The organism is Lysinibacillus sp. fkY74-1, from assembly GCF_053165895.1.
The window spans coordinates 4183337-4209774 of sequence record NZ_CP170173.1 but is presented as its reverse complement, the minus strand read 5'-3'; the positions used below and the strand labels follow the sequence as shown (position 1 = coordinate 4209774).

The 26438-nt window shown below is 35.7% G+C and carries 24 protein-coding genes; 20 read left to right on the top strand and 4 right to left on the bottom strand.

Going from position 1 to position 26438, the window contains the following annotated elements:
* Positions 1-55: 55 nt before the first annotated feature.
* Entirely contained in the window at positions 56-1072 is a 1017-nt protein-coding gene (locus tag ACE1MS_RS20795) for an inorganic phosphate transporter (RefSeq protein ID WP_012295853.1), read from the bottom strand.
* Between the two features lie 21 nt (positions 1073-1093).
* The gene (locus tag ACE1MS_RS20790) at positions 1094-1714 is read right to left on the bottom strand and encodes a DUF47 domain-containing protein (protein WP_012295852.1); all 621 of its coding nucleotides are present in this window, start codon (positions 1712-1714) and stop codon (positions 1094-1096) included.
* Positions 1715-2137: 423 nt separating this feature from the next.
* Between ACE1MS_RS20790 and ACE1MS_RS20785 the strand changes: the two genes are divergently transcribed.
* Both ACE1MS_RS20785 and ACE1MS_RS20780 read left to right on the top strand, forming a co-directional pair.
* Positions 2138-2824 (top strand): ABC transporter ATP-binding protein, encoded by a 687-nt coding sequence (locus ACE1MS_RS20785; RefSeq protein ID WP_012295851.1) that lies wholly within the window; start codon positions 2138-2140, stop codon positions 2822-2824.
* Between the two features lies 1 nt (position 2825).
* Complete coding sequence (locus ACE1MS_RS20780) at positions 2826-4145, top strand: ABC transporter permease (RefSeq protein ID WP_447402591.1); 1320 nt, start codon at positions 2826-2828, stop codon at positions 4143-4145.
* 119 nt (positions 4146-4264) lie between these two features.
* On the opposite strand, the gene ACE1MS_RS20775 is transcribed toward ACE1MS_RS20780, so the two are convergent.
* Positions 4265-5425, bottom strand: a complete 1161-nt coding sequence (locus ACE1MS_RS20775; RefSeq protein ID WP_012295849.1) for a class I SAM-dependent methyltransferase — start codon at positions 5423-5425, stop codon at positions 4265-4267.
* Between the two features lie 189 nt (positions 5426-5614).
* Here ACE1MS_RS20775 and putP point away from each other — a divergent pair, with 189 nt between their 5' ends.
* The 12 genes from putP to ACE1MS_RS20715 all read left to right on the top strand — a co-directional run bounded on the left by putP (position 5615) and on the right by ACE1MS_RS20715 (position 19179).
* A complete protein-coding gene (putP, locus tag ACE1MS_RS20770; protein WP_012295848.1) occupies positions 5615-7102 on the top strand; it encodes a sodium/proline symporter PutP in 1488 nt (495 codons plus the stop codon).
* 137 nt (positions 7103-7239) lie between these two features.
* The gene (hflX, locus tag ACE1MS_RS20765) at positions 7240-8526 is read left to right on the top strand and encodes a GTPase HflX (protein ID WP_031416550.1); all 1287 of its coding nucleotides are present in this window, start codon (positions 7240-7242) and stop codon (positions 8524-8526) included.
* A 415-nt stretch (positions 8527-8941) separates the two neighbouring features.
* Entirely contained in the window at positions 8942-10429 is a 1488-nt protein-coding gene (locus ACE1MS_RS20760; RefSeq protein WP_031416549.1) for a peptide MFS transporter, read from the top strand.
* A 207-nt stretch (positions 10430-10636) separates the two neighbouring features.
* A complete protein-coding gene (locus ACE1MS_RS20755; protein WP_031416547.1) occupies positions 10637-11782 on the top strand; it encodes a M20 peptidase aminoacylase family protein in 1146 nt (381 codons plus the stop codon).
* Positions 11782-12606, top strand: coding sequence for a GNAT family N-acetyltransferase (locus ACE1MS_RS20750; RefSeq protein WP_447402590.1), 825 nt, complete (start codon positions 11782-11784; stop codon positions 12604-12606). The genes ACE1MS_RS20755 and ACE1MS_RS20750 overlap by 1 nt, the downstream gene beginning before the upstream one ends.
* Before the next feature lie 21 nt (positions 12607-12627).
* Positions 12628-13734 carry an o-succinylbenzoate synthase gene (gene menC, locus ACE1MS_RS20745; RefSeq protein ID WP_036162369.1) on the top strand — a complete coding sequence of 369 codons (1107 nt, stop codon included), beginning with the start codon at positions 12628-12630 and terminating at the stop codon, positions 13732-13734.
* A gap of 51 nt (positions 13735-13785) precedes the next feature.
* Entirely contained in the window at positions 13786-14838 is a 1053-nt protein-coding gene (locus ACE1MS_RS20740) for a YkvI family membrane protein (RefSeq protein ID WP_031416543.1), read from the top strand.
* Positions 14839-15124: 286 nt separating this feature from the next.
* The gene (locus ACE1MS_RS20735; protein ID WP_031416542.1) at positions 15125-16075 is read left to right on the top strand and encodes an ABC transporter permease; all 951 of its coding nucleotides are present in this window, start codon (positions 15125-15127) and stop codon (positions 16073-16075) included.
* Positions 16068-17021, top strand: coding sequence for an iron chelate uptake ABC transporter family permease subunit (locus ACE1MS_RS20730; RefSeq protein WP_447402589.1), 954 nt, complete (start codon positions 16068-16070; stop codon positions 17019-17021). Before ACE1MS_RS20735 ends, ACE1MS_RS20730 begins: the two co-directional genes overlap by 8 nt.
* Positions 17018-17779, top strand: coding sequence for an iron ABC transporter ATP-binding protein (locus ACE1MS_RS20725; protein ID WP_008175175.1), 762 nt, complete (start codon positions 17018-17020; stop codon positions 17777-17779). Before ACE1MS_RS20730 ends, ACE1MS_RS20725 begins: the two co-directional genes overlap by 4 nt.
* Positions 17780-17843: 64 nt before the next feature.
* Positions 17844-18863, top strand: coding sequence for a siderophore ABC transporter substrate-binding protein (locus ACE1MS_RS20720; protein WP_031416537.1), 1020 nt, complete (start codon positions 17844-17846; stop codon positions 18861-18863).
* A gap of 1 nt (position 18864) precedes the next feature.
* A complete protein-coding gene (locus ACE1MS_RS20715; RefSeq protein WP_012295839.1) occupies positions 18865-19179 on the top strand; it encodes an antibiotic biosynthesis monooxygenase family protein in 315 nt (104 codons plus the stop codon).
* Positions 19180-19283: 104 nt separating this feature from the next.
* On the opposite strand, the gene ACE1MS_RS20710 is transcribed toward ACE1MS_RS20715, so the two are convergent.
* Positions 19284-19823: a hypothetical protein gene (locus ACE1MS_RS20710; RefSeq protein ID WP_012295838.1), complete on the bottom strand. Its 540-nt coding sequence runs from the start codon at positions 19821-19823 to the stop codon at positions 19284-19286.
* A 339-nt stretch (positions 19824-20162) separates the two neighbouring features.
* Between ACE1MS_RS20710 and ACE1MS_RS20705 the strand changes: the two genes are divergently transcribed.
* From ACE1MS_RS20705 to ACE1MS_RS20680, 6 genes are all read left to right on the top strand, one after another.
* Entirely contained in the window at positions 20163-21065 is a 903-nt protein-coding gene (locus ACE1MS_RS20705; RefSeq protein ID WP_099805356.1) for a polyprenyl synthetase family protein, read from the top strand.
* A 14-nt stretch (positions 21066-21079) separates the two neighbouring features.
* Entirely contained in the window at positions 21080-21244 is a 165-nt protein-coding gene (gene comX / locus ACE1MS_RS20700; RefSeq protein ID WP_012295836.1) for a competence pheromone ComX, read from the top strand.
* 5 nt (positions 21245-21249) lie between these two features.
* On the top strand, positions 21250-23538 hold the full coding sequence (locus ACE1MS_RS20695; protein ID WP_031416533.1) for a sensor histidine kinase: 2289 nt from the start codon (positions 21250-21252) through the stop codon (positions 23536-23538).
* Complete coding sequence (locus tag ACE1MS_RS20690) at positions 23513-24133, top strand: response regulator transcription factor (RefSeq protein ID WP_031416532.1); 621 nt, start codon at positions 23513-23515, stop codon at positions 24131-24133. Before ACE1MS_RS20695 ends, ACE1MS_RS20690 begins: the two co-directional genes overlap by 26 nt.
* A 414-nt stretch (positions 24134-24547) precedes the next feature.
* The gene (locus ACE1MS_RS20685) at positions 24548-25447 is read left to right on the top strand and encodes a hypothetical protein (protein WP_012295833.1); all 900 of its coding nucleotides are present in this window, start codon (positions 24548-24550) and stop codon (positions 25445-25447) included.
* A 237-nt stretch (positions 25448-25684) separates the two neighbouring features.
* Positions 25685-26293, top strand: coding sequence for a phosphatase PAP2 family protein (locus tag ACE1MS_RS20680; RefSeq protein ID WP_012295832.1), 609 nt, complete (start codon positions 25685-25687; stop codon positions 26291-26293).
* Positions 26294-26438 lie beyond the last annotated feature (145 nt).

Here is a 26438-nt window from a genome sequence, read left to right as displayed (position 1 = left end):
TGTCGTGTGACAAAGTAAAGACTCCTGTCCATTTATTAGACAGGAGCCTTTGTTATTAGAAGAATAATGATAGGACAAAATAAATAACGGATGCCATTACAGCTGAAATAGGCATTGTAATAACCCAAGTAGTAACAATCTTACGGGCCATTCCCCAGTTAACGCCACGTACACGCTGTGCAGAACCAACACCCATAATAGATGAAGAAATAACATGTGTGGTAGATACAGGCAGGTGGATTAGCGTTGCACCAAAAATAACTGTTGCTGACGCTAAATCCGCCGCTACACCATTAACAGGACGGATTTTCATGATCTTACCGCCGACGGTTTTAATAATTTTGTAACCACCAATAGATGTACCTAGACCCATAGCTGCGGCTGCTGCAGCACGTACCCAGAAAGGTATGTCATCACCGCTATGCAACCCTCCAGCAATTAATGCCATTGTCATAATCCCCATTGCTTTTTGTGCATCGTTTGTACCATGCGTGAACGATTGAATGGCTGCGGTGAAAATTTGCATCGTACGGAACCCTTTATTGGTACGATATAAATTAAGATTTTTAAACCATAATTTAAAAAGTGTCATCATAATAAAACCAGCACAAATAGCCAATATTGGTGAAAACACTAACGCCATAATGATTTTAGTAAAGCCACCATAATTTAACACATTAAAGCCAGCAGATGCGACAGCAGCACCTGCGATAGAGCCAATCAACGTGTGGGAAGAACTTGATGGAATACCGAAATACCATGTAAGTAAATTCCAAATGATAGCTGAAATAAGTGCGGCCAAAATAACGACTGAGCCAGTTGTATCTCCTTCAAAAGCATTTAAAGAAAACGGATCTACAATGTCTTTTGTTAAAGCTTTAGCAACCCCTACAAAAGTGATAGCACCGATAAAATTCATGGTTGCGGCCATGATGATCGCTACACGAGGTGGCAATGCTCGAGTGGAAACCGAAGTTGCAATAGCATTTGCTGTATCATGAAAGCCATTGATAAAGTCAAATGTTAGGGCAAAGATGACGACCAGTACGGTTAGTATAATGATTGTATTCATTGTAAAGTGCCCATCTCCTAATTATGCGTTACGCATGATGATTGTTTCCATAGTATTAGCTACGTTTTGACAATGATCAGCGATATCTTCAAGTTGTTCATATATATCTTTAAATTTAATGAGGCGAATCGGATCTTTTTCGTTTAGAAACAGTTGTTTAATGGAAGAACGTTGTACTTCATCACATTCACGTTCATAGTCTTTAATTAGAATGGCGTGTGGACGCATACCAATTAGATTCTTTTTCTTTAACTCTTCAGTTGCTTTAACAATTTCATCAGCACTTTTAGAAATATAGCCTAGAAAAGTGCGCATGGATTCATCAATCTCTGTGAGTGAAAACATTTCAAAATGGGCAATACAATGTTCAGTACCATCTAAAATATCATCCATACGAATGGCAAACTCTAAAATATCTTCACGCTCTATAGGTGTCATAAATGATTTGTTTAGCATTACGATCAGTTCGTGAATGAGCTTATCGCCAGCAGTTTCGTAATTTTTCATTGTAATGCTAATCTCTTTTAGGTCAGCTACACTGTTAATACGAAAATCATTTGCGTAATGCACAGCCTCTCTCATATTTTCAGCAATTTTATGCAATGCAATAAAGAAAGGGTCTTGTTTTTTTGAGTTAAGCATGTAAATCGAATCCTCCTGGATATAAATAAATTAATCGACCTCTAAACTTTACTATCATAACAAAATCTTTAATTTATCTACATAAAAATTTTATATTCGACATAAAAATTTACATTGCTGTAATATACAATTCGTTCACAAAATAAAGGGAGAACAAACTGTATTTGTTTTTAATAGTACAGATAAATTCCTTTATTCCTCAATTTATGTCATATCGTTAACAGTGTTTAGCACAGATATACGTGTGATTTACAATGAAAATGAGTAATAAAGCTACTTGAATTGTAAAGGGAATGTAAATTCAAATTGTTTGAGCAGGAGTCTCTCCTTATTCTTAAGAATATCTTCATTTTTATCCTTCCTCTTTATTAAGAATTGTTTTCTATAATGGGCAATGAGTGAGAAAGGAGTGTTTATTATCAAATGATTCAAGTTGAAAACTTACAACATACATTTTTAATCGGAAAAAAAGGGAAGGAAAAGAAGGTTCCTGTTTTAAAAGGTGTGAACTTTGAGGTTAATAAAGGAGAAATCGTTGCCATTGTCGGAAAAAGTGGCTCTGGAAAGTCAACTTTATTACAAGTTTTAGCTGGATTTATGAAGGTTGAGCATGGATCTATTAGGGTGAATGGTAAAGAAACGGCACAACTAAATGAAACAGAAAGTGCAGCATTTCGTTTGAGACAATTCGGTTTTATCTTTCAAAACTTTCAACTAATGCCTGGCTTGACAGCATTCGAAAATATTGAATTACCTTTAAAGCTACAGGGGTTGCGCAAAGCAATGAGAAAAGAAAAAGTAAAAAAAATAATGGACAAGGTTGGTCTGACAGAAGTGGCCGATCACTATCCAAATGAATTATCAGGTGGGCAGCAACAGCGTGTCAGTATTGCACGAGCGCTCATCACGAATCCTCCTATTTTGCTGGCAGATGAGCCTACAGGAAGTTTGGATTCAGAAACAGAGCAAGATATTTTGATGCTTATTCAAAGTTTAAACCGTGAGTTTGGGTTAACCTTTGTCATTATTACTCATGATGAAGAAGTGGCGACAATCGCACATAGGCGCTTCCGTATGTATGATGGCGAACTGGTAAAGGAGGAAGCTTAATATGTTATTTAAGGATCAATTAGACTTTGTCACACAGCACATAAAGAAAAATAAATTGCGTGTTTTTATGACGGTTCTAGCTGCTACAATGGGTTGTGCTTTCCTCATCGTACTAGCATCCGTAGGTTTTGGATTACAGGAATCATTACGTAATGAAATCCTTTCCAATGAAACAGTTACGAAAATTCAAGTATATGGGGATAAACAATTTACAGAGGATCAGATTCAAGAAATTAAAAAGATAGATCATGTGGAAACAGTACTTGAAACGGTAAGCGTGAATGCCTCTGCACATTCTTTTTTAGGTGATCGAGATACAACTTCTAGTTTAGTTTTAAATGATATGAAGGATTTTGAACAGGTGAATGGCAAGCTTGCAGAAGGTGCTTATCCAGCAAAGCCAAATGAAATAGTGGTAGGCTATCATTTTGCACAAACACTATTGAATGAGGCCGACCGCAATGTAATTAAAGAAAAAAGTAAAAAGGCTGAGGCAGAAGGCACCTATTATAATGGAAGCGATGAAGGCTATAAAAAATCATTAATAGGACAAACCATTGACATGTCACTATTGCCTAACACTGGTAACAATGAAGAATCGGCAAAAATGATCTATACAATTGTTGGCGTAATGGAGAAACCATCGTATGATTGGATGATTGATAATACGATTCATATGGACACAGCACAAAAACCAGCATTAGTTGAGAATCTGTCCGCTCTCGAAGATACAACCGCAGAGGAAATGTTTTACTCAGAATTTAATATTTTTGCTGATACATTGGAAAACGTAAAGCCCATTTTAGAGAAACTAAAAGATAGTGGCTACAGTGTCTATTCGGTGACGGAGCAATTAGATCAAATGAATGTATTTTTCTTAGTCTTAAAGATTGGCTTGATTTTTGTTGGTACAATTGCTGTGCTCATTGCTTCCATCGGTATTTTCAATACGATGACAATGGCTGTGACAGAACGAACTCGTGAAATAGGTGTCTTAAAAGCGATTGGTGCAAGTCCAAAATTAATCCAACGCTTATTTTTAATGGAAAGTACGTTTATTGGGCTTTTAGGTACCTTCATTGCGGTAATCATTTCATACGCCATTAGTTTTGCTGCCAATGCAGTGCTGCCTCTGATTCTAAAAGCAGCCACGGGAGAAGATGCATTTGCAACAAATGATATTACATTTTCTCTTATTCCATGGCAGTTAGTCGTTATTGCAGCAGCTATTAGTATTGGAGTAGCGATGATCTCCGGTTATCGTCCTGCTCGTAAGGCGACGAAAATTGATGTCATCCATGCTTTACGACAAGAGCTATAATGAAAGAGATTCAATAAGGATTGAATCGTCTTTGACTGTAGACAAAACCATCGAGACGTTTTCGCGCTCGATGGTTTATTGTATTGTAAAGAGATGGTTCGGATTGCCTTTTTAGTCTGTTATAAATACTCGTTTAACTCTGTTTGTAAAAATGGTGTTGCATGTAATAAATTTAAGAAAGCATCATAGTTGGCACGTTGCTCTGTACTTGCTTTTTTGCCTGTTCGGTATGCTCGAATTAAAATATTTTTGGGCGTATTTTCCATATCAATAAATTCAAGAAGCTGTGCCTCATAGCCAACAAGGGACAAGATTTCAGCCCGAATGGAATCTGTAGCAAGGGCGGCGAAACGCTCTCGTACAAGACCGTGTTGTAACATTATATCCAATGATGGCGTATTTAGTTGACGATTTAATTCATGTTGACAACAAGGAACACTTAATATGACGCTTGCGCCCCATTTCACGGCACGCGCTAAAGCCATATCTGTGGCAACATCGCAAGCATGCAGTGTTACGACCATATCTACAGAGGTTTCCTCATTATAATCATTAATATCTCCTACAAGAAATTCAAGCTGGTCATAGCCTAAATCTTGTGCTATTCTTGAACACTCTTCAATAATCTCCTTTTTCAAATCTAAGCCTGTTACACGTATATCTAAACCTTTTTCAATTTTTAAATAGTGGTATAAAGCAAAAGTTAAATAGGATTTGCCTGATCCAAAATCTAATATGCGAACTTGCCGGTTTTTTGGTAAGTAGGATAAAGCATCGTCAATAAATTCAATAAAGCGGTTAATTTGCTTAAATTTATCGTATTTTTGTTTTTTAACTTTTCCATCCTCTGTTTGCACCCCAAGTCGGATTAAAAATGGGTAAGGTTGATCGTCCGAGAGTAAATAATTTTTTTTACGATTATGTGCTAGATTTACCTGCTTGGGTGTAGACGATTGATCGGATTTCCAAAGTACTTTATTCTTTTTTGATAATTGCACTTGTACTTTTTCATCAATAAAATCAACATGGGCTTGACGATAATCTTCGAAAATATCCTCCAGCTTAGCGGGAAATTCGGTCAATTGAATATTTTCATGTTTTAAAATTCGTTCATATTGGTATTCAATTTGTATATGATAACTATTCTTTAACATTAATGGCTTTAACTTAATGCGTTTAACTTCATTAGATTTCATGCGGGGTTGACTGATTGTAGCAGTAACTAGCTGTTGCTGTAAAATTCTTTCAATGAGATGAGCTTTCATTTCTTCAAATATCATACATTTTCGCCTACTTTGTTGTGTAATAGATGGCACTAGTTTAACACATTTTATAACGAACAATGTTTTTGAAAAAATTTTCACAAAAATTCTGAGTTATTATAGGTGGAGTTGTATATTCATGGTATCTTTATGTATAGTAATTCTTTATGAATTGGTGATACTAAAGACTGAATAGGAGGAAAAAGTATGTCAGATAATATGTATCAATTATTAGCAATTATTATTTATATGGTCGCCATGCTGGTGATCGGCTGGTATGCATTCGTTAAAACTTCCAATTTAACGGACTATATGCTTGGTGGTCGTTCCTTAGGTCCGGCTGTAACGGCACTAAGTGCGGGTGCGGCGGATATGTCTGGCTGGCTTTTAATGGGCTTACCTGGTGCTATTTTTTTATCAGGTCTTGTGGAAGCCTGGATTGCCATTGGGTTAACGGTAGGCGCATATTTAAACTGGTTATTGGTAGCTCCACGGTTACGTGTTTATACACAGGTTACCAATGATTCCATTACCATACCGAGTTATTTGGATAATCGATTACGTGATCATACGAAGTTAATCAGAATTGCTTCAGGTATTATTATTTTAATATTTTTTACATTTTATGTATCTTCTGGGATGGTAGCAGGAGGAAAATTTTTCGATAGTTCGTTTGGTTATGAGTATCATACAGGTTTGTTAATCGTTTCGGCAGTAGTGGTAGCCTATACATTGTTCGGCGGATTTTTAGCAGTAAGTTATACTGATTTTTTACAAGGACTTATCATGTTTCTAGCACTTATTGCTGTACCACTATTTGGTCTTTTTGTAACAGGTGGAATAGGGGAAACAATTACTTCTATTAAAGCGGTTAGCCCAGATCTTTTAAACATGTTACCTGCCACTGCAACAGCAGCCGGTATTATCTCCTCACTTGCCTGGGGATTAGGCTATTTTGGGCAGCCACATATTATTGTGCGCTTTATGGCCATCAGCTCTGTAAAAGAAACAAAGCAGGCCCGTCGTATTGGTATTGGGTGGATGATGTTAAGTTTATTTGGTGCAATTGGGACGGCGTTGGTAGGGGTAGCCTATTATGAACAAAATGCAGGTGAGCTAAAAGACGCTGAAACAGTATTTATTGTTCTGGGACAAATTTTATTCCATCCATTTATAGCTGGAGTTATGCTAGCAGCAATTTTAGCTGCTGTAATGAGTACTATTTCATCGCAATTAATCGTTACCTCTTCGGCGCTTGTAGAGGATATTTATAAAGCGTTGTTTAACAAAACAGCAACTGATAAACATTATGTTTTTGTAGGACGTATCGCTGTTCTAGTTGTTGCGATTATTGCAGCGGTTTTAGCTTGGAATCCAGATAGCTCCATCTTAAGTCTAGTTGGTTTTGCATGGGCAGGATTTGGTGCAGCATTTGGACCAGTCATTTTGCTTTCTTTATATTGGAGGAAGTTAACGAATTACGGTGCTTTAAGCGGAATGGTAACTGGTGCTGCAACAGCATTTATTTGGGGGAAAGTTGAATCGTTATCAAGTGCCTTATATGAAATTGTGCCAGGCTTCTTTGTATGTTTAATTGTTGCGGTTGTCGTTAGTATATTGACGTATAGACCTAATGAAGAAATTGAAGAAGAGTTTAGCCGTTCGGAAGAATTATTAAAAGAAGAAAGAAAATAAGGGAAATGCGCCTTTACAGAGAGGCGCATTTTTTGAAATGTTTTTCGTAAAGTTCTGAACATACGTAAAGCTGTAATTTATGGTAAGATGAAGAAAATTTGTCGTAGGGACACCGAGGCTTTGGTGGGAGGTTTCTAATGGATAGAATTAAGGAAGTTGATGTATTAATTGAAAAGGCCATACTCGTTGGCGTAAATTTACGTAATGATGCGCACTTTAATTACTCGATGGAAGAGCTTCGAAATTTAGCAGAGGCACTAAATGTGGAGGTCGTAGGGGTAGTTACGCAAAATTTAGAGCGTGTGACACCTTCCCATTATGTTGGTACAGGTAAAATAGAAGAAATCAAAAATTTTTATGAAGAAGCACAAGCAAATCTCATCATTTTTAATGATGAGCTGTCTCCTTCGCAAATCCGTAATTTAGAGCGTGATCTAGCAACGAAAGTTATTGATCGAACAATGCTTATTTTGGATATTTTTGGAAGAAGGGCAAAAACACGAGAGGCGCAAATGCAGGTAGAATTAGCACAGCTACAATATATGCTCCCGCGCTTAGTGGGCTTACATGCTTCTTTAAGCCGTCAGGGTGGAGGGACAGGCGGTGGCTTCAAAAACCGAGGTGCTGGGGAAACAAAGCTTGAATTGGATCGTCGGAAAATAGAAGATCAAATAGCGAAAATCAAAAAGGATCTAGAGCAGGTCAAGGATCAACGTGAAACGCAGCGTAAACAGCGTCGAAAAAATGCCCTTCCGGTAGTGTCTATAGTTGGCTACACTAATGCTGGCAAGTCAACGATTATGAATCAATTGTTGGCTGAGATAGGCCAAGAGGAGCATAAACAAGTCTTTGAGAAGGATATGCTTTTTGCTACACTTGAAACATCAGTTCGACAGATTGAGCTACCTGATAACAAGACATTTTTATTAACAGATACAGTTGGGTTTGTCAGCAAATTGCCCCACCATTTAGTAAAGGCGTTCCGCTCCACATTGGAAGAAGCAAGAGATGCAGATCTTTTATTACACGTCGTAGATGTTTCCAATTCAGAGCATGGTTTTATGATGGATGTTACAAATGAAACGTTAAAAGCGGTTGGTGTTGAAGGTATTCCAACCATTTATGTTTACAATAAAGCTGATCTTGCTCAAGTGCCTTACCCTGTTGTAAGTGGCGATAATATATGGGTATCAGCAAAGGAAGCGGTAGGGCTAGAAGAGTTAATTCAATTAATTCGTCAACATATTTTCTCCAATTATGTGACATGTGAAATGCTCATACCTTATGACCAAGGAAATATTGTTTCTTATTTAAATGAACATGCCTCTGTTTCTAATACAGCATACGAAGAGGGTGGTACATTATTATCCCTTGAAGTTAAAGAAGCGGATTATGCAAAATATCAGCAATACGTCGTAAATTAAAAAATGAAAAAATAACCTGAAGCATGCCAAAAGATTTTGGCATGCTTTTTGTGATTAAGGGGAATATAGAATCTAGATCAACAGCCTGTAGCATTTTAATAATTGTTAGAAAAAATAGTTTAAAATTGTATAAAAAGTTATAAATCTGAATTATAAATATTTTAGAATAATTTAATGTTCAGAAAACAAGTGTGGGCTATTGAAGTGTGAGAAAACTTAGATATATCAAAGGATTTAATAATTATCAAAATAAACAATCAGAATTTAAAGAAAAATGATAAATTTTCAACATTTTTTAAAACTCTTGCTAAAGTTAAAAAAACGCTTTAGTATGATGAAACACAGTTTTTTAATCCTTATTTTAGGGTAATATTGTTTTTTAAAGAGAATATTTTTAATTGGGAGAGGGTATTGTATGTCTAGTAAAGATGAAGTTGTAAAATCTGTCCCTCAAAATGGTTTTGTTGGACACCCTAAAGGGCTCTTTACTTTGTTTTTCACAGAATTTTGGGAACGTTTCTCATATTATGGTATGCGAGCAATTCTCATTTTCTTTATGTATTACGAATTGAATCAGGGTGGATTAGGTCTAGACCGCGGAACAGCGAACTCTATTATGGCCATTTATGGTTCACTCGTTTATATGTCAGGTATTATAGGTGGATGGATTGCTGACCGAGTATTAGGAACACGTAGAACTATTTTTTACGGTGGCGTGTTAATAATGATTGGCCATTTATTACTAGCACTGCCTGGCGGTGTAACGATGCTATTTGCTTCAATGGCATTTATCGTAATGGGAACTGGGTTATTAAAACCAAACGTTTCAAGTATTGTTGGGGATATTTATGCTGAAACAGATAGCCGCCGTGATGCAGGCTTCTCTATTTTCTATATGGGTATTAATATGGGGGCATTCATTGCACCATTTATTGTCGGAACAATTGGACAAAAGTATAGCTTCCACTTAGGCTTTGGTTTAGCCGGTTTAGGGATGCTTGTTGGGTTAATTGTTTATAAATTGACGGAGAAAAAATACTTAGGCCTAGCGGGTTTACAAGTTAATAACCCATTAAAGCCTGAAGAACGCAAAAAAGTCTTTGCGCAATTTGGTATTGTTGCTTTACTTATTATCATTCTAGGTGCCATTGGTATTAAAACTGGTACTTTAACGATGAATGTATTCAGTTTAATCATTACAGCTCTTGGTGTATTAATTCCAACAGTCTTCTTTATTTATATGTATCGTAGTAAAAAGACAACAAAAGATGAAAAATCTCGACTTCTTGCATATATTCCATTATTTTTGTCAGCCGTTATGTTCTGGGCAATTCAAGAACAAGGGGCAACAATTCTGGCTACGTATGCAGATGAGCGTACACAATTAAGTATTGGTAGCATTCAGCTTCAATCTTCTTGGTTCCAGTCATTAAACCCGTTATTTGTTATAACAATGGCACCATTATTTGCGATGTTATGGCTTAAATGGGGAGACAAGCAGCCTACTACACCACGTAAATTTTCATACGCCTTATTCTTTGCAGGTTTATCATTCCTTGTCATGATGATTCCAGCACACTTATCTGGCGGAGAAACATTAGTTAGTCCTTGGTGGTTAGTACTGTCATTCTTTTTAGTAGTTGTAGGTGAATTATTATTATCACCTGTTGGTTTATCGGCTACGACGAAATTGGCACCACAAGCATTTGCGGCACAAACCATGTCTTTATGGTTTTTAACAAGTGCGGCAGCACAAGCAATTAATGCACAGTTAGTAAAGGTTTATGAAGTTGTAAGCGAATTCACATACTTCGGCTTCTTGGGGTCGCTTTCAATCGTCATTGGTATATTATTGTTAATTTTATCGCCGATTATTTCAAAGGCAATGAAAGGTATTAACTAATTGGAAGATGTAAGTACAGTCCGGCTAATGGGCTGTATTTACATCTTTTTTTGTTATCTAAATAAATGTCTATTTATGAAGTCTAGCGCGAAATATATTATCTTAAGTAGTAATTTTATGGAGCAAGAGTATAAGTTTAGATGTGGAAGATCATTATTTTCGCTATAATAATCATAATTATAAGAAAATTTTAAGGGGTTGGATGCTATGAAAGAAGAATTGGACCGTTTGAGGTCAAGATTAATGGAGATTTTTACGTATTTACACGCCAATCCAGAAATTAGCTGGCATGAGATAGAAACAACTAATTATATAGTAGATTTATTAACGGAAGAAGGGTTTTCGCCAATTCGCTTTAAAAATTCTACAGGTCTTTATGTTGATGTGGGTCATGGTAGTCCTAAAGTGGGTTTACGAACAGATATAGACGCATTATGGCAGGAGGTTGATGGCCATTTCCGTGCAAACCACTCCTGTGGGCATGATGGACATATGACAATGGCTATTGGTACTCTCTTACTATTAAAAGAACAACAGCCATCATTTAATGGTACAATCCGTGTCATTTTCCAGCCTGCTGAAGAAAAAGGGACGGGAGCATTAGCAGTCTTAGAAGAAGGTGTAATTGATGAGCTTGACTATTTATTTGGTGTGCATGTAAGACCCGTTCATGAGCTAGAGGATGGTACATACTGTGCAGCCTTGTATCACGGAGCCTCTCGTTTACTAGAAGGGGAGATTATTGGAGAGGATGCCCATGCTGCAAGGCCACATCTGGGCGTTAATGCAATCGAAGTAGGGGCTACCATCATTGAAGATTTACGAACCATTCATACCGATCCAATGGTACCTGTATCAGTTAAGATGACAAAGTTCCATGCAGGGGGAGAATCAGGCAATATCATACCTGGTAATGCCTCATTTACGATAGACATTCGTGCTCAGCAAAATAATGTTATGGATGATTTAGCGCAAGGGGTCAAACGTGTTATTGATTCCACTAAGCTATTGCATAAGGTGCAGATTGAATTACGTACTGTTGCCAATATTGTAGCTGCGGAAGTTGATACAAGTGCACAATATATTATGGAACAAGCAATTATACAGGCTGCCGGATTATCAAATTTAAGAAAGCCGGTACACACACCTGGTGGAGAGGATTTTCATCATTATGCGGTAAAAAGGCCACACTTAAAAACAACCATGTTGGGCTTAGGATGTGGATTAACACCAGGATTACACCATCCGAAAATGAAGTTTAAACAAGCACGACTTGTTACTGGCGTGGAGATTCTTACGAGAGCAGTCTTATTAGCATTGGAGTCAACAGATACAAAGGAGGCGTCAGCATAATGTTAGAGCAAGTGCAAATTCACAAAGTCATGACACCTATAGAACTGGCAGAGGTCCAAAAGTTGAATGCTGAAATATGGGGAAGCCAAGCAATTCCCACTCACCAATTACTAGCAGTTGTACAAAATGGCGGATTAGTTTTAGGTGCTTATTTAGAAGAAAGGCTAATTGGCTTTAACTATTGCTTTGTGGGCTATCATGATAGAGAAATATACTTACATTCACACATGATTGGCGTAAAGAAAGCATATCGTGAACAAGGTGTAGGTGAGTTATTAAAGCACGCTCAGCAAGAATATGCGAAAGAAAATGGGTTTCAACTGGTTCGTTGGTTATTTGAACCTCTGGAGGTGAGCTTAGCTAATTTGGCATTTTTAAAGCTAAATGCTATTAGTTATCGATACGAAAATGATTATTACGGCGCTCTTGAAGATGACTTTAATGAAGGATTACCTTCAGACAGGCTGATTGTTGAGTGGTGGATAGAACGTGAACAAATGGCTGATAGCATTGATGAACTAGAAGAAATCGCACAGGAAATCGTACCATGGACATTAACTGTCGATGGCTTGCCTGTCCTAGACGTAGATAATACATTTCAAATGGAACATTCCTTTCATCAGGAGGTCTATCTATTACCGATTCCTCAATATTTGCAGAAAGTGAAAGTTGAAAGTCCTAAACTTGCAGAGGACTGGCGCTATAAAATTAGAAAGATCTTAACAGCATTATTCAATCAAGGCTATGCAATTGTACGTGTCAAGAAGCACCCAGAATATGTCCATAGCTATCTGTTAGTCAGACGCTCCTTATTAGCCTTATAATAATTAGAGGGAGTGAAGTTTGTGAAAGTAGAAAAGATTACTTTAAGACATATTAAAATGCCGATGAAAGCACCGTTTTCAACGAGCTTTGGTACAGTCGACGAAAAAGAACTGTTATTAATAGAAGCAAAAGATGAATCTGGGATTACTGGATGGGGAGAGACGGTTGCTTTTGTAGCGCCTTGGTATACAGAGGAAACTTTAAAGACGACATGGCATATGCTGAAAGATTTTCTAATACCCATCTTGCTAAATAAAGAGATCGGGCATCCTGATGAGGTGACTACATTGTTTGCTTCTATTCGCAGAAATTGCATGGCGAAAGCTTCGATAGAAGGTGCTATATGGGATATTTATTCCCAGCAAACAAAACAATCTCTCGCACGGGCTTTAGGTGGGCAAAAAACATGTATTGAAGTTGGGGTCAGTGTAGGTATTCAAGCTACAATAGCTCAATTAATAGAAGTAATAAAAAGCCATTTGGAAAAGGGTTACAAAAGGGTAAAAGTGAAAATTAAGCCTGGTTATGATGTAGAAGTGGTACGTGCAATCCGTGCAGAGCTACCAAATTTACCTTTAATGGTCGATGCGAACTCAGCTTATACATTAAATGATATCGCCATATTACAGCAGCTTGATGATTACAACTTACTAATGATCGAACAACCTTTGGCTCCTGATGATATTGTGGATCATGCAACCTTGCAGAAAAACATAAAAACGCCAATATGTTTAGATGAAAGTATCACATCGTATGAGGATGCTCGAAAAGCAATTGAGCTAGGAAGCTGTGGTGTAATCAATATTAAAATTGGACGAGTTGGCGGTCTAACCGAAGCTAAACGAATTCATGACCTCTGCAAGGAGAATCAAATTCCTGTTTGGTGTGGAGGAATGTTAGAGGCAGGAATCGGACGAGCGCATAATATTGCCTTAACCTCGCTTAGTCATTTTGTATTGCCTGGAGATACCGCGGGCTCTAGTCATTATTGGTATGAGGATATTATTAATCCAGAAGTCATCGTCAAAGATGGATATATTGATGTACCACAAGAAATCGGTATTGGCTATACACCGAATATGGCAGTTATCGATAAGCTAACAATAAGCAAAGAGGTCTATCAATAAAAATGGAATGAAAATCATTTGCTCTAAAGGAAAAAACGAGGAGAGAACTGATTGAAAAAGAGCTTGCAAATCGGCGGTGCCTATGTAGGAATTATCGTTGGTGCAGGATTTGCATCTGGACAGGAAATTGTCCTCTATTTTACAAGCTATGGCTTTAAAGGGGTTTATGGTGCCCTCTTAGCTATGGTTGGTTTTTCTATTGTTGGTATGTGTGTAGCCCAGGTTAGCTCAAGATTACGCACTGCATCCCACAAGGATTTGATTTATCAGATTTCTGGTCATTCTGTCGGTCTTGTATTGGATTATTTATTATCGCTGTTTTTATTTGGCGTGGCTGTTATTATGTTTGCGGGTGCAGGTGCAACATTACAGCAAATGTTTGGGCTACCTATTTGGCTAGGGAGTATATGTATGATTCTGCTAACCATAGCCACTGTGATGATGGATGTTAAAAGCATTATTAATATTATTGCATTAGCAACTCCTTACTTATTAGCAATTGTTTCTATTATTGCTATCTATGCCATTGCAACAATGGATCTTACCTTTGTTGAACAAGCAGTAATTGCGCAGCAGGCACAAATAAGCTCAAAAAGCTGGTGGTTGACTGCATTGTTATATATGTCATTCAATATTGGGGTAAGTTTCTCATTATTAACGGTGATGTGCGGCTCGGTGCGCAATGATAAAGTAGCTGGAATGGGGGGCATTATTGGCGGAATTCTATTAGGTGCTTTAATTTTGCTTATTAATTTTTCTCTTCTTGCAAAAATGAACGTTGTAATAGGACTAGATATTCCTATGCTAGCATTAGCAAATGAAATTCATCCATTGATCGGGCTATTAATGACATTCTCTTTATTAGGGATGATTTATAATACTGCAGTAGGGATGCTTTATTCTTTTATGGTAAGATTCTTTAAGCCTGATAGACCTAGCTTTAAGGTAGCGGTTGTTTTTATAGGAAGCTTAGGCTTTTTAGCCAGTCTAGCTGGATTTACGACGCTTGTAGCTAAGCTCTATGCAGTAATGGGATATGTAGGTTTAGTCTTAATCATATTTATTATTTCAGCATGGTTAAGAAAAGTAAGACGAATAATATAATGAATAAGAATGGTAATTGAGACGAAGGGATGTTCTCAATTACCATTTTGTTTGGATAAAAAAGTTGTAGAAATAGTGAATTATGTAAGGTAGAAAGTTTGGCGAAAATACTAATATTTCGTTAATTAGACACGTTTTTTAGTTCCTTTTAAATAAAACGAGAATAATTCTCATTTACAGGTTGACTGAGAATAAAAACATGACTATAATGGAAATCGTGAGTAATGATAATCATTTTCACTAAACGTAACATTACACACAAAATTGAAATCTACCGGGGATTACTATGAAAATAAGATATCTTTTAACAGCAACTGTTGTGTTGTCTATAGTATCGCTATTTATCGGAGTAGTAGATATTAAACCAAGTGATCTATTAGACTTCCAATCAGAAGAAACTAGACTATTTTTAATTAGTCGTGTACCCAGACTTGTTGCCATTTTGCTAGCAGGCGCAGGTATGAGTATTGCTGGTTTAATTATGCAAAGCTTAAGTAGGAATAAGTTCGTATCACCAACGACAGCAGGTACTTTAGATGCCACTCGACTGGGTATATTGATTTCCATGATGTTTTTCACAAATGTCACGTATTTCCAAAAAATTTCCTTCGCTTTCATATTTGCTCTAGCCGGCACATTATTATTTATGCAAATATTAAATCGAATTAAGTTTAAAGATGCGATTTTTATACCGCTTATTGGCTTAATGTATGGTAATATCTTGTCTTCCGTGACAACGTTCTTTGCCTATAAGGCAAATATTATCCAAAACATTTCTGCATGGTTACAAGGAGATTTCTCGTTAATCATGAAAGGCCGTTATGAACTGTTATACATAAGTGTACCAGTACTTATCTTAGCTTATATTTATGCCAATCGTTTTACAGTAGCCGGTATGGGTGAGGATTTTGCTAAAAATCTTGGCCTATCCTATAAGTTTGTGGTGAATTTAGGCTTAGTATTGGTGGCTCTTATCTCCACAACAGTGGTGCTAACAGTAGGTGTCATTCCATTCCTTGGTTTGATTATACCGAATATTATTTCACTGTTTAAAGGTGATAATTTGGCAAAAACATTGCCACATACAGCATTACTTGGTATGTCCTTCTTATTATTCTGCGATATTTTAGGACGCGTACTGATATTCCCTTATGAGATACCAATTAGTATGACTGTTGGTGTAATTGGAAGTGCTATCTTCCTAGTTATGTTGTTTAGGGGGAGAGCATATGCGTAATCGTACAAGAATGTTCATTTTACTAGGACTTGCCGTTTTAGCTATCTTATTGTATCTATTTTGGGAATTAAATGGTAATTATCATTATGCTTTTCCGAGACGTGTCATAAAAGTTATAGCGATGGCATTAACGGGTATAGCTATTGCCTATTCAACAGTTGTTTTCCAAACCATTACCCATAATCGGATTTTAACGCCAAGTGTTATGGGGTTAGATGCTTTGTATATGTTGATTCAAACATTCATCTACTTTTTCTTTGGCTCTACATCTATTTTAGTTATCAATATTTACTATAATTTTACTCTTGCTATCGTATCAATGATTGTTTTCGCTTTAGTTTTTTATCGAGTATTGTTTAAAGAAGGAAAGCGACCTATTTATTTTTTACTACTAGTGGGTATGATTGTTGGTACGTTTTTAGGGAGCATTACAACATTCTTCCAAGTATTAATCGATCCTAATGAATTTTTAGGTTTACAAAGTAAAATGTTTGCAAGTTTTAATAATGTTAATTCAGATTTAGTTTGGCTAGCTGGTGTAATCATTTTGATAACATTTATATATGGTTGGCGTCATATGAATCAATTAGACGTCATGTCGTTAGGACGTGATACAGCAATTAATTTAGGTGTACCATACGATAAGCTGGTACAACGTATGTTAATTTTAGCTTCTATCTTGATTTCCATTTCAACAGCATTAGTTGGGCCTATTACATTCTTTGGTTTAATTGTTGCGAATTTATCGTATCAGTATTTTAAAACATACAAGCATTCCATCTTAATTGCTGGTTCTTGTGTAATGAGTATTATTGCTTTAATCGGTGGGCAGTGGATGGTTGAGCGAGTATTCACTTTCAGTACTACACTAAGTGTCATTATTAATTTTGTGGGTGGGGTATACTTCATCTACTTATTATTAAGAGAAAGTAGGGCAGCAGGATGATACAAGTGAAAGAAATTACGAAGTTTTTCGGAAAAAAACCTGTCGTTCAAGATGTAAGTGTCGATATTGTTTCAGGGAAAATTACGTCTTTTATTGGACCAAATGGTGCAGGGAAGTCCACGCTACTTTCAATGGTAAGCCGTTTACTGAATGCAGATACTGGAGAAGTTCTACTCGATAAAGCAGATGTAAGGCGCTGGAAATCGGATGATTTTGCCAAGCGAGTATCCATATTAAAACAGTCTAACTTTATGAATGTCCGCTTAACGATTCGTGAGCTTGTATCCTTTGGACGTTTCCCTTATTCAAAAGGAAATTTAAAACCAGAAGATGAAGAAAAAGTGGATGAAGCTATTCAATATATGAATTTAGAAGATATTCAACATAATTACTTAGATGAATTATCAGGTGGTCAACGTCAGCGTGCTTTTATCGCAATGGTTATTGCTCAGGATACAGAATATATCCTATTGGACGAGCCATTGAATAATCTAGATATGAAACATTCTGTTCAGATTATGAAGATTTTGCGTAAGCTAGTGGATGAGTTAGGGAAAACAGTTGTAATTGTACTACATGACATTAATTTTGCTTCCGTTTACTCAGATAATATTGTTGCATTAAAAGATGGTCGTGTTGTGAAAAATGGTTCTACCAACGATATCATTAACTCAGACGCACTCAAGGAAATCTATGATATGGATATTCCTGTTCAAGAGCAGGATGGCTGCAGAATTTGTGTTTATTTTAATTCTTAGAAATAGTAGCAGATGGTTTAACCATCCATTAACTATAAAATAAATTTAAAGGAGAAATTTCAAAATGAAAAAATGGAAATTACTAACAATATTAATGGCGATGATGCTATTAGTTTTAGCTGCTTGCGGTTCAAAAGACGAAGCAAAAGAAGAAGATAAAGGTACGTCAACTGACAAACCAGCAGAAGAAAAAAACGAGGCATCTGCAGCATACCCAATAACAATTCCAGGTAGCACAATTGAAGGTCGCGATGGTAAGACTACATTTGAAGAAGTAAAGCTTGATAAGATCCCAGAAAAGGTTGTTGTTTTTGATAATGGTTTCCTAGATACTTTAGATGCATTAGGGGTTAATCCTACTGCAGTAGTACAAGATTCATTACCATCTTACTTAAGCAAATATAAAGATAGCACTTATGTAAATGCTGGTACTTTATTTGAGCCTGATTATGAAAAATTATCTGAAATCAACCCAGATATTATTTTCATCTCTGGTCGTGCGTCAGCAGCTTATGCTGAGTTATCTAAAATTGCTCCAACAGTTTACATTGGAGTAGATAATAAAAACTTCCTAGAGTCATTCAAAGCTAATACAGAATTAGCTGGTAAAATTTTCGGTAAAGAAAAAGAAGCGGCAGATGCAATCGCTGCATATGAAGCTAAAGTTGAAGAAGTAAAAGGCAAAGCAACAGCATCAGAAGAGAAAGCTTTGATCGTATTAGGTAGTGAAGGCGCATTATCAGCGTATGGTTCAGGTTCACGTTTTGGTGTTATCCACGATGTATTTGGTGTGAAAGCTGCTGATGAGAATGTTAAAGTTGGAACACATGGTGATAATGTAAGTTTTGAATATGTACGTGATACAAATCCTGATATTCTATTTGTAGTTGACCGTGACGCAGTTGTAAACGAAAACGGCGAGTCTGGTACTAAAGGCGCGATTGAAAACGAAATCGTAAGTGCAACGAATGCTGTGAAGAACGGTAAAGTGTTCTACTTAGACCCAGAAGTTTGGTATCTTTCAGGTGGCGGTTTACAATCTGAAACACTAAAAGTTGAAGATGTATTAAAGGCGTTTAACTAATATGTTTGTACAAATTAAACGTATCGTTGTGACGGAAGGGAATTCGGATAAAGTGGTGGAACGTTTTGGCGCAAAGCCAAACAGTCCATCATTACTTGAACAACAACCTGGTTTCATTGATAAGCAGGTGCTGGTCAAGAAAGTTCGCCGTGGTGATGAGGAAGTGCTAGTGATGGTTCGTTGGGAATCAGAAGAAGCATGGAAAAATTGGGAGAAGAGCCCTGAGCATATTGCCGGTCATAAGGCAAGTGCAGGTAAGCCAAAGCCTGAGCATATCGTTGAAAGCGGACAAGAAGTTTATTATGTAAAAGGTTAATAGCCTAGAGGTGTCTCAAGCGATTGAGGCACCTTTTTGTTGTATATAAAAGCAGATAACGATGGAATCAGAGAAGGGACACCAATGCTATCTGCTTATTTATATCAATGGGTAATCGGTGTTTTTATGGAACTACAAAATGTAGCATCCATATTAAAGGAAATAGTGCTTTCATTAATGGACAATCCCGAGATATTTATATTTTCATCTAATTTATGAGTAATAGATGAGTCTGTCACTGCTGCTAGCCCTCTAGCATTAATAATCGTGTAATTCGCTGTCATGTAAGTGGTAGGTGATTCTATATTTAATCCAAAGGTTAATGGATTGACGGATGGCATACTAAATAAATTGTCATTCGGTACTTTTATAATGCCATATTGCTGAATATAGTAATCTCTTTTTTGCTGAAAAGAATCTTCAAATCCAGGAACATCACTAATTAAGTTTGAGAAGGTTGAAAGCTTTTTATAGACCGTTAAAGTTTCTTGATAAGCTTTTAATTCAGATTGAGTAATAATCCTTTCAATTCGTAGTTGCTCCTCTGTAGGCTTTTTAATTATAATCTCTTCAGCTGAGACAGAGATATTACATGAAAAAGTAGCCGTAAGTATGAAAACAGTTTCGTTAAATCCATTTTTCATTTTTAAAACACTCCCAGTACATAAAAATTCATGTTCATCAATCTATCAGGACAATGAGAAAATCAAATGTTATTACTATAAGCGTAACATCTGTCATAACGCCATTTCAATGGTGAGTTTACGCCAATTTTATGGCGGTACATCGTTCTCTACCGCCATTTTATCCTTATCAATTAGGTAAAAAATGGCGTGGTTTAAGTAATTAACGCCACTTTTTGGCGCTCTTCAACTTTATATAGTGATTTATGGAATTATATGTATATATTATTGGTGCTGCTAGTATTAATTCCCACTAATCTATATAATATCTATTAATATATCGGAGAGGAGAGAGGACTATTGAACGGGTTGGATGAGTGTATTAATAAATCATTGGACATTCTCATTGAAAGTGAAACATTTCTTAGTCATGAGCTAAAACATTTGTTTAAAAGCTTTAAAGAAGAAAAAATAGATGCAGGTTTTTCTTTTGGTAAATTATGCTGTTTGCATTTTGAGGCGTTTTCAAATAGTAGAAATAACGACATATACAAAATTGCTGCAGCAGTTGAACTCTTAATATTGTCATTTGATATTATCGATGATCTTCAAGATAAGGATTCAGATAATAGTTGGAGCAGGACACCAGAGCTTTCTTTAAATGTTGCTCTAGCTATGCTGATTATGGCTTCAAAAACAATTGATGAAACGTCTTTTGAGCATAAAAGAGCTGCTATAAAAATACTTGAAGAATGCGCATTAAAAAGTATAAGTGGTCAACAATTAGACTTATTAAATAATTGCCGCGATGAAGATTCTTATGTACAAATGATTACGCTTAAATCAGGTTCCTTAACAGCGATGAGTTGCTTAATTGGAGAGGTTCTTGCCAAAGGGGAAGTATCCCAAGAAGTAGAGGCTTATGGAAAGTACATAGGCATTATTCAGCAAATTAAAAACGATATCCAAAGTTTGAAAGCATGGGGACCGAAAAATGACCTACTAAACAAAAGATTCTCCCTGCCGATTATTTATCTTTTATCCCAGAAAAATGATGTTTCAAAATCTGTAGCTGACTATTATAATGATGATATAGTTACAATTTTGGATCATAAAGAAGCAGAAAATGAGTTGACAAATGGCGGGGCAATACGCTATGCACTTACTGTGAAAAATGTCTATAAATTGAAGGCAATAAGTTATCTTGAAAATGTAGAATTAAATGATTTAGCTAAAGACTACCTACAAAAATTAATAAAATGATGAGGAGCGATAGGATGATTAATGTAATTCAGTACTTAGAACAAAACCCAAGCCTAGTTGCATTATTAAAAGAACAGAGAGCCTCATTAATTGGAATTTCATCTATAGAACAAGTAGCAATTTTAGAAGCTTTTATTGATGAAATGCAAATGCCTATAGAAAGTGATATTTGGAACTAAATACGTTGCGTTCAAATTTTTTTTGGCCCGCTATAGTCCTTTATTTAGCGTTAGGTTTATATTTAAATTTTGTGAATTATAGCGCGCCATATATTCAAATTGGGGTAGAAGAAAAAGATGGTAAATGGCTAGTATCTCAACTATATTATAAAGATTGGGCTAAGGGGCAGAATATAACCATTGGTGATGCAGTTTTAAACGTAGATAATGGCCCGATTGCCGAGCTAAATCAATTGAAATATAAATCAAAAATATTATCTGCCAATGATCTTACAATTATGAAGCCAGATGGAAAAATAATAAATATACATATTAAACATTTAGATATTCCTCAGCAGTTCTTTTATGTATTAATTGTTCCGGCTTGCTATTATTTATTAACGTTATTTGTTGCTTTTTATTTATATTACAAACAAAGAAATACTAGGTTAACAGATTTACTAATTCTTTTTATATTAACTGTTTCGCTAGCTTATGTAAGTAGTGGAGTCTCCGGTAGGCTGGATGGGATAGGAATTATTGTAAATCGTACTACTATGTTATTATGTTTAGTGATTTTATTACATTTTTTAAGAAATTACTTTTCATTTATGAAAACAACATGGATGTTTACGAATAATATCCGGTTCTTTTATTTAATGCCTTTCATTGGTTTTGTATTGGCTTGTATTGGAACTGCTTTCCCTGCTTCAAATGATGGACTTTCAAATATTGTATTATTGTTATTTCTTATTCTGCTTATAATTATCTTAGGTATTTTATTAGTAAGCTATTTCAAATATAACTCACCTCAGTTGAAGATTTTATTGAGTAGTATAATGATTCCATTTTTACCATTTTTATTTTTGTATGTACTTCCAAAAATCCTTTTTCATACGTATATCCTTTCATCTGAGATTAGCTCCTTATTTTTATTACTGATACCTTTTAGCTTTATCTTTACACAATTAGCAGAACGACTATTTGACATCGAGTATCATATTACTAGATTGCGCTACTATATTATTTTTTCTTTAATATTTACCCTATGGTTCACAGTTGGATTGTACTTCATTGCGGGTCAATATTTAAAAATCAGTGTTATGTCAGGTGTGTCCTTCTTTACATTTTCTTCGTTAGTCATACTCTTTTATGTAAAAGAAAAAGTTGATTATCGTAAGCGGAAAATACTATTTTCAACAAAAGGTGATTATATTCATCAGCTGTACACGGCTGTAGATAAAATTGGGAAAACCGTTAAAATTGATGAGCTTTTAGAGAAATTCGCTTATGAGGTTTCTGTTCATCTGGAGCTAGAGGATGTTTTTGTCTTAACGTATAGCTATGGTACGAATGAATTCCTTACAAATAGTGGGGAAAGAATTTTGTTACAAGCTGACACAATGGATGATATTAGATTAGGAGAAATACGTAAGATTGATAAAATTTATTTAGCATTTCTCCATCAGGATGCACATTATAAAAGAGCTTTAGTGCTGGGACATAACAATACCATTCATTTAAAAGACGAGGAGCTACTATGGCTCGAATTGCTCCTATTGTATGTAAATAATTTTATTGAAAATACAAAGATGGTGGAAGAACTATTAGATGAATTAAAGCATATGAAACAAGCTGACGACGGTCAATTGCCGTGGCTTAATAAGCTATTATGGTTGAGATTTGAAGAAGAAAAATATCAGTTAGCTCAAGAGTTACACGACACTAATTTGCAGGAACAACTTCATATTGCCAGAGAGGTAGATGTCCTTGTTAACGCAAAGGATACATCAGACATGCAGGAGAAGCTTGCTCAAATTCATAAGCAAATGGTTGACTCTCTATATGAATTACGAGCATACTGTGAGAATTTAAAGCCTCCATTACTGGATACATTAGGTTTAAATGCGGCATTAGAAAAGTTAATTAGGAAGGTTCAAGAGAGAGCTAACTTTGTGTTAATCTATTCAATAGACCGTTTATATTTAGAAGATGAGCGTATGAATTTAATGATTTATCGATTATTCCAAGAGCTATTGAATAATGCCTTAAAACATTCCTATGCAACAGCTGTTGAAATCCATCTAAAGGAAATGAATGATGGTTTTGAAATTATTTATTATGACGATGGTGTAGGGTGTAATGTAGAGGATATTATCGTAGCAGAGTCAATGGGTATCCGAGGTATGCAGGAGCGAGTAAAAGCCTTTAATGGTTATTTTTATGTTGACTCACAACTAAACCAAGGGATGTCTATTAGAATAGCAGTTAAAGAAGGGAGTGAAACACATGATTACCATGCTCATAGTGGATGATCACCCTATAGTTTTAGAGGGAACTAAAAACTTATTTCAAGAAAATGAAGATATCATTATTGATACGGAAAGTGATGCCACTTGTGTCATTCAAAGAATAAAAAATAAGCCATATGCTATTTACTTGATTGATATTAACATGCCGTTGGAAAATGGCATTAATTTAGCCCGTAATATTAAAGCCATTCAGTCGGATGCTTCCGTTATCCTTTATACAGGAGACGATATAACAGATTATTATCCCCTAATTTTAGAGAGAAAAATAGAAGGTATTTTAGCAAAAACAGCCTCTAAGGAGCAGATCATACGAACAGTTAGGGCGATTGCAAATGGTGAATTTGTTTTACCGAAAAATTTCTTAGATTTTCTCGATGATAAATTTAAACTTCAAAATGCTAAAGATATTCATTTAAATGAAAAAGAAAAGAAAATTTTAAGACTTATTGCAGAAGGTCATACAAATAAAGCAATTGCGATTGAACTCAATATTCCTCAGCGAACTACTGAGAGATATTTAACACAGCTGTTTTCTTTGCTAAATGTAGATTCAAGAACAGAGGCTGTCAATCTTGCTGAAAGAATGAATTTACTCTAAGGAATTTCCATGTTATACTTTTGATGTATTTTCCTACAAAAGGTACTTTCTTACAAAAATTCTTCTCTTATAATACTGTGTAAAAAAATACCTTATTTATATGCTGAAGTTACTATAATCTTTTTAAAACACCGCCAAAAAAATGGCGGTGTTTTTTGAGAACCGCCAAATCACGCCATAATTTTGCATGAATCACGCCAAAAAATTGGCGTAAACCCGAAGTTGAAATATCGGTATAAGTACTGGTACGCTTAAATTACCGTGGTTAAGTAGATTTGCTATAGTGAGTAGTAATACAAATGATTTTCTTCAACAAAAAGTAACCCTAACTATGTATGTAAACGGTAGATTATAGAATGGTAACTAGCAGTCAATATACTTCACCATAAAACTTTATAAAGGTAGGCGTGTATTGTGAAAGTAGAACTCGAAAATTTGTTTTCTATAGATGAATCTAGTCAAGATCAAGTGATTAACGTTTATAATCGTCATGGTATTGCTATTGGTGCGCCTGAAATTAGAAAGAGAAATTTAAAAACAAAATTTAATCCTATTTTTACATTAAACGAAGATGTAACATACGAGAAAGTAGCTGCTTTATATGAGTCATTAGAACGTGAATTTGGTATTGTCTCAATTGGAGAACGATTCTACTTTGAATTTTCTGATTTGGAGTATGAACGAGCACCGTTGTTTACTTTAAATTCAACAGGAAATTCACCTGAAATGTTTCTAGAGGATAAAGGGACATTATTTACTTTGAGTACTCATTGTAAGAATTGCGGACTTATGGATAAAGAGCAATTATCTCCTATAGTTATTGACACTTCACACATGAATGGACGTCATTTAGTGCATGTAAGTGGATATTGGGTAGCTTCTGAGGAACTGGTAGCACTACTGAAAAGGGAAAAACTAGAAGGGTTTGAATTTTTAGAGGTAATCCATCAGGGACCTGAGCAAGGAAAACAGCCAGCTTATCAAATTATTCCTACACAAATCCTACCCGCATGTAGTCATGATAGAGTAAAATTATACTTTGCAACTGAACAACCTCCATGTAGCTGTGGTTTGAATGGAGTTATCAAAGGGCCAGATATGTATTATCAGGAAGATTTAGCAGCGTTGAAAGGCGACGTCTTTTACTCAGCTGAATGGAGTCATGATGGAAGATATCTTTATAAAAAAACCTTATTTAGTAAAAGGTTTAGAGAAGTTATTATCAAACATGGAATCTCCCGTGAAGTAAGAGGAGAAAAAGATCCAAACTTTGGTCCAACGGATTGGCTATTTGATCCAGTGCTCATCAAATAATAGCTGTAGAACAGGAGTGTGTGGATGATATTTAGAAAAATACTACCTATCGTGGCTATTTTATTCATTGTTGCATTGGTTGTCTCTAATTACTTTAACAAACCTAATGAACAGTCCACGATGATCACTCAAGAATGCAACGATGTATTTAATAAAATTAATGCTTCTCTCCCTCTAGTTCGGACATAATTATGTTATGATGTGAAGATCATAGCAATATGTTTTTGAGGTGAAAGTATGAAAAAATGGGCCTATCCTTTGGCAATCATTACACTAATTATATTTATTTTTTTAAGTTTAACTTTTCAAAGTGATTGGATGAATAAGTTTGATACAAAAATGGCACATGTCTTTTTTGGGAATCAATTTCTTGAAGTCTTTCATTATATAGGAGAACCTATATTTGTTGTTATTGTAGCAGTAATTTTGATTGTGTATTTAGCGTGGAAGACAAAAAATTATCGAGGTATGCTATTTATTGTTTTAACATTTGCGGCAGGGAATGTGTTAAATCAAGTATTAAAAAAATGGATTCAACGAGCACGACCTGAAATTGAAGATCAATTAACATCTTATAGCTTTCCATCGGGACATGCGATGACCGGTATTCTGTATTTATTTGCAACCGCATATATATTAGCTGAAAATAATAGTAAAGGTCGTAAAATCCTATTGTGGCTTGGAGCTACGATCCTGATGGTGCTTATAGGATTATCCCGTATAGCTGGCGCAAGACATTTTGCTACTGATGTACTCGCAGGCTGGAGTATGGGATATACTTGGTTCATTATTTGTGTCATCTGGTATGAACGTCGTAAAAGAATATTCCAATCGGATCATAAATAGATAGTGAGAGCAGTATCAAAATTCATATGAATTGATACTGCTTTTTTGTGCGCAAACGGATGAAGCAAGGTCAATGGACCAAATTTACCTTGTAAAAAAGAATTGCTCTTAGGAAACTTCTGCGTTAAGATGAGTACAATAAAAA

Coding starts and splice junctions, on each gene's coding strand:
- ACE1MS_RS20795 (WP_012295853.1), bottom strand. CDS start 1,072: ATGAATACAATCATTATACTAACCGTACTGGTCGTCATCTTTGCCCTA.
- ACE1MS_RS20790 (WP_012295852.1), bottom strand. CDS start 1,714: ATGCTTAACTCAAAAAAACAAGACCCTTTCTTTATTGCATTGCATAAA.
- ACE1MS_RS20785 (WP_012295851.1), top strand. CDS start 2,138: ATGATTCAAGTTGAAAACTTACAACATACATTTTTAATCGGAAAAAAA.
- ACE1MS_RS20780 (WP_447402591.1), top strand. CDS start 2,826: ATGTTATTTAAGGATCAATTAGACTTTGTCACACAGCACATAAAGAAA.
- ACE1MS_RS20775 (WP_012295849.1), bottom strand. CDS start 5,425: ATGATATTTGAAGAAATGAAAGCTCATCTCATTGAAAGAATTTTACAG.
- putP (WP_012295848.1), top strand. CDS start 5,615: ATGTCAGATAATATGTATCAATTATTAGCAATTATTATTTATATGGTC.
- hflX (WP_031416550.1), top strand. CDS start 7,240: ATGGATAGAATTAAGGAAGTTGATGTATTAATTGAAAAGGCCATACTC.
- ACE1MS_RS20760 (WP_031416549.1), top strand. CDS start 8,942: ATGTCTAGTAAAGATGAAGTTGTAAAATCTGTCCCTCAAAATGGTTTT.
- ACE1MS_RS20755 (WP_031416547.1), top strand. CDS start 10,637: ATGAAAGAAGAATTGGACCGTTTGAGGTCAAGATTAATGGAGATTTTT.
- ACE1MS_RS20750 (WP_447402590.1), top strand. CDS start 11,782: ATGTTAGAGCAAGTGCAAATTCACAAAGTCATGACACCTATAGAACTG.
- ACE1MS_RS20735 (WP_031416542.1), top strand. CDS start 15,125: ATGAAAATAAGATATCTTTTAACAGCAACTGTTGTGTTGTCTATAGTA.
- ACE1MS_RS20730 (WP_447402589.1), top strand. CDS start 16,068: ATGCGTAATCGTACAAGAATGTTCATTTTACTAGGACTTGCCGTTTTA.
- ACE1MS_RS20725 (WP_008175175.1), top strand. CDS start 17,018: ATGATACAAGTGAAAGAAATTACGAAGTTTTTCGGAAAAAAACCTGTC.
- ACE1MS_RS20720 (WP_031416537.1), top strand. CDS start 17,844: ATGAAAAAATGGAAATTACTAACAATATTAATGGCGATGATGCTATTA.
- ACE1MS_RS20715 (WP_012295839.1), top strand. CDS start 18,865: ATGTTTGTACAAATTAAACGTATCGTTGTGACGGAAGGGAATTCGGAT.
- ACE1MS_RS20710 (WP_012295838.1), bottom strand. CDS start 19,823: ATGAAAAATGGATTTAACGAAACTGTTTTCATACTTACGGCTACTTTT.
- comX (WP_012295836.1), top strand. CDS start 21,080: ATGATTAATGTAATTCAGTACTTAGAACAAAACCCAAGCCTAGTTGCA.
- ACE1MS_RS20690 (WP_031416532.1), top strand. CDS start 23,513: ATGATTACCATGCTCATAGTGGATGATCACCCTATAGTTTTAGAGGGA.
- ACE1MS_RS20680 (WP_012295832.1), top strand. CDS start 25,685: ATGAAAAAATGGGCCTATCCTTTGGCAATCATTACACTAATTATATTT.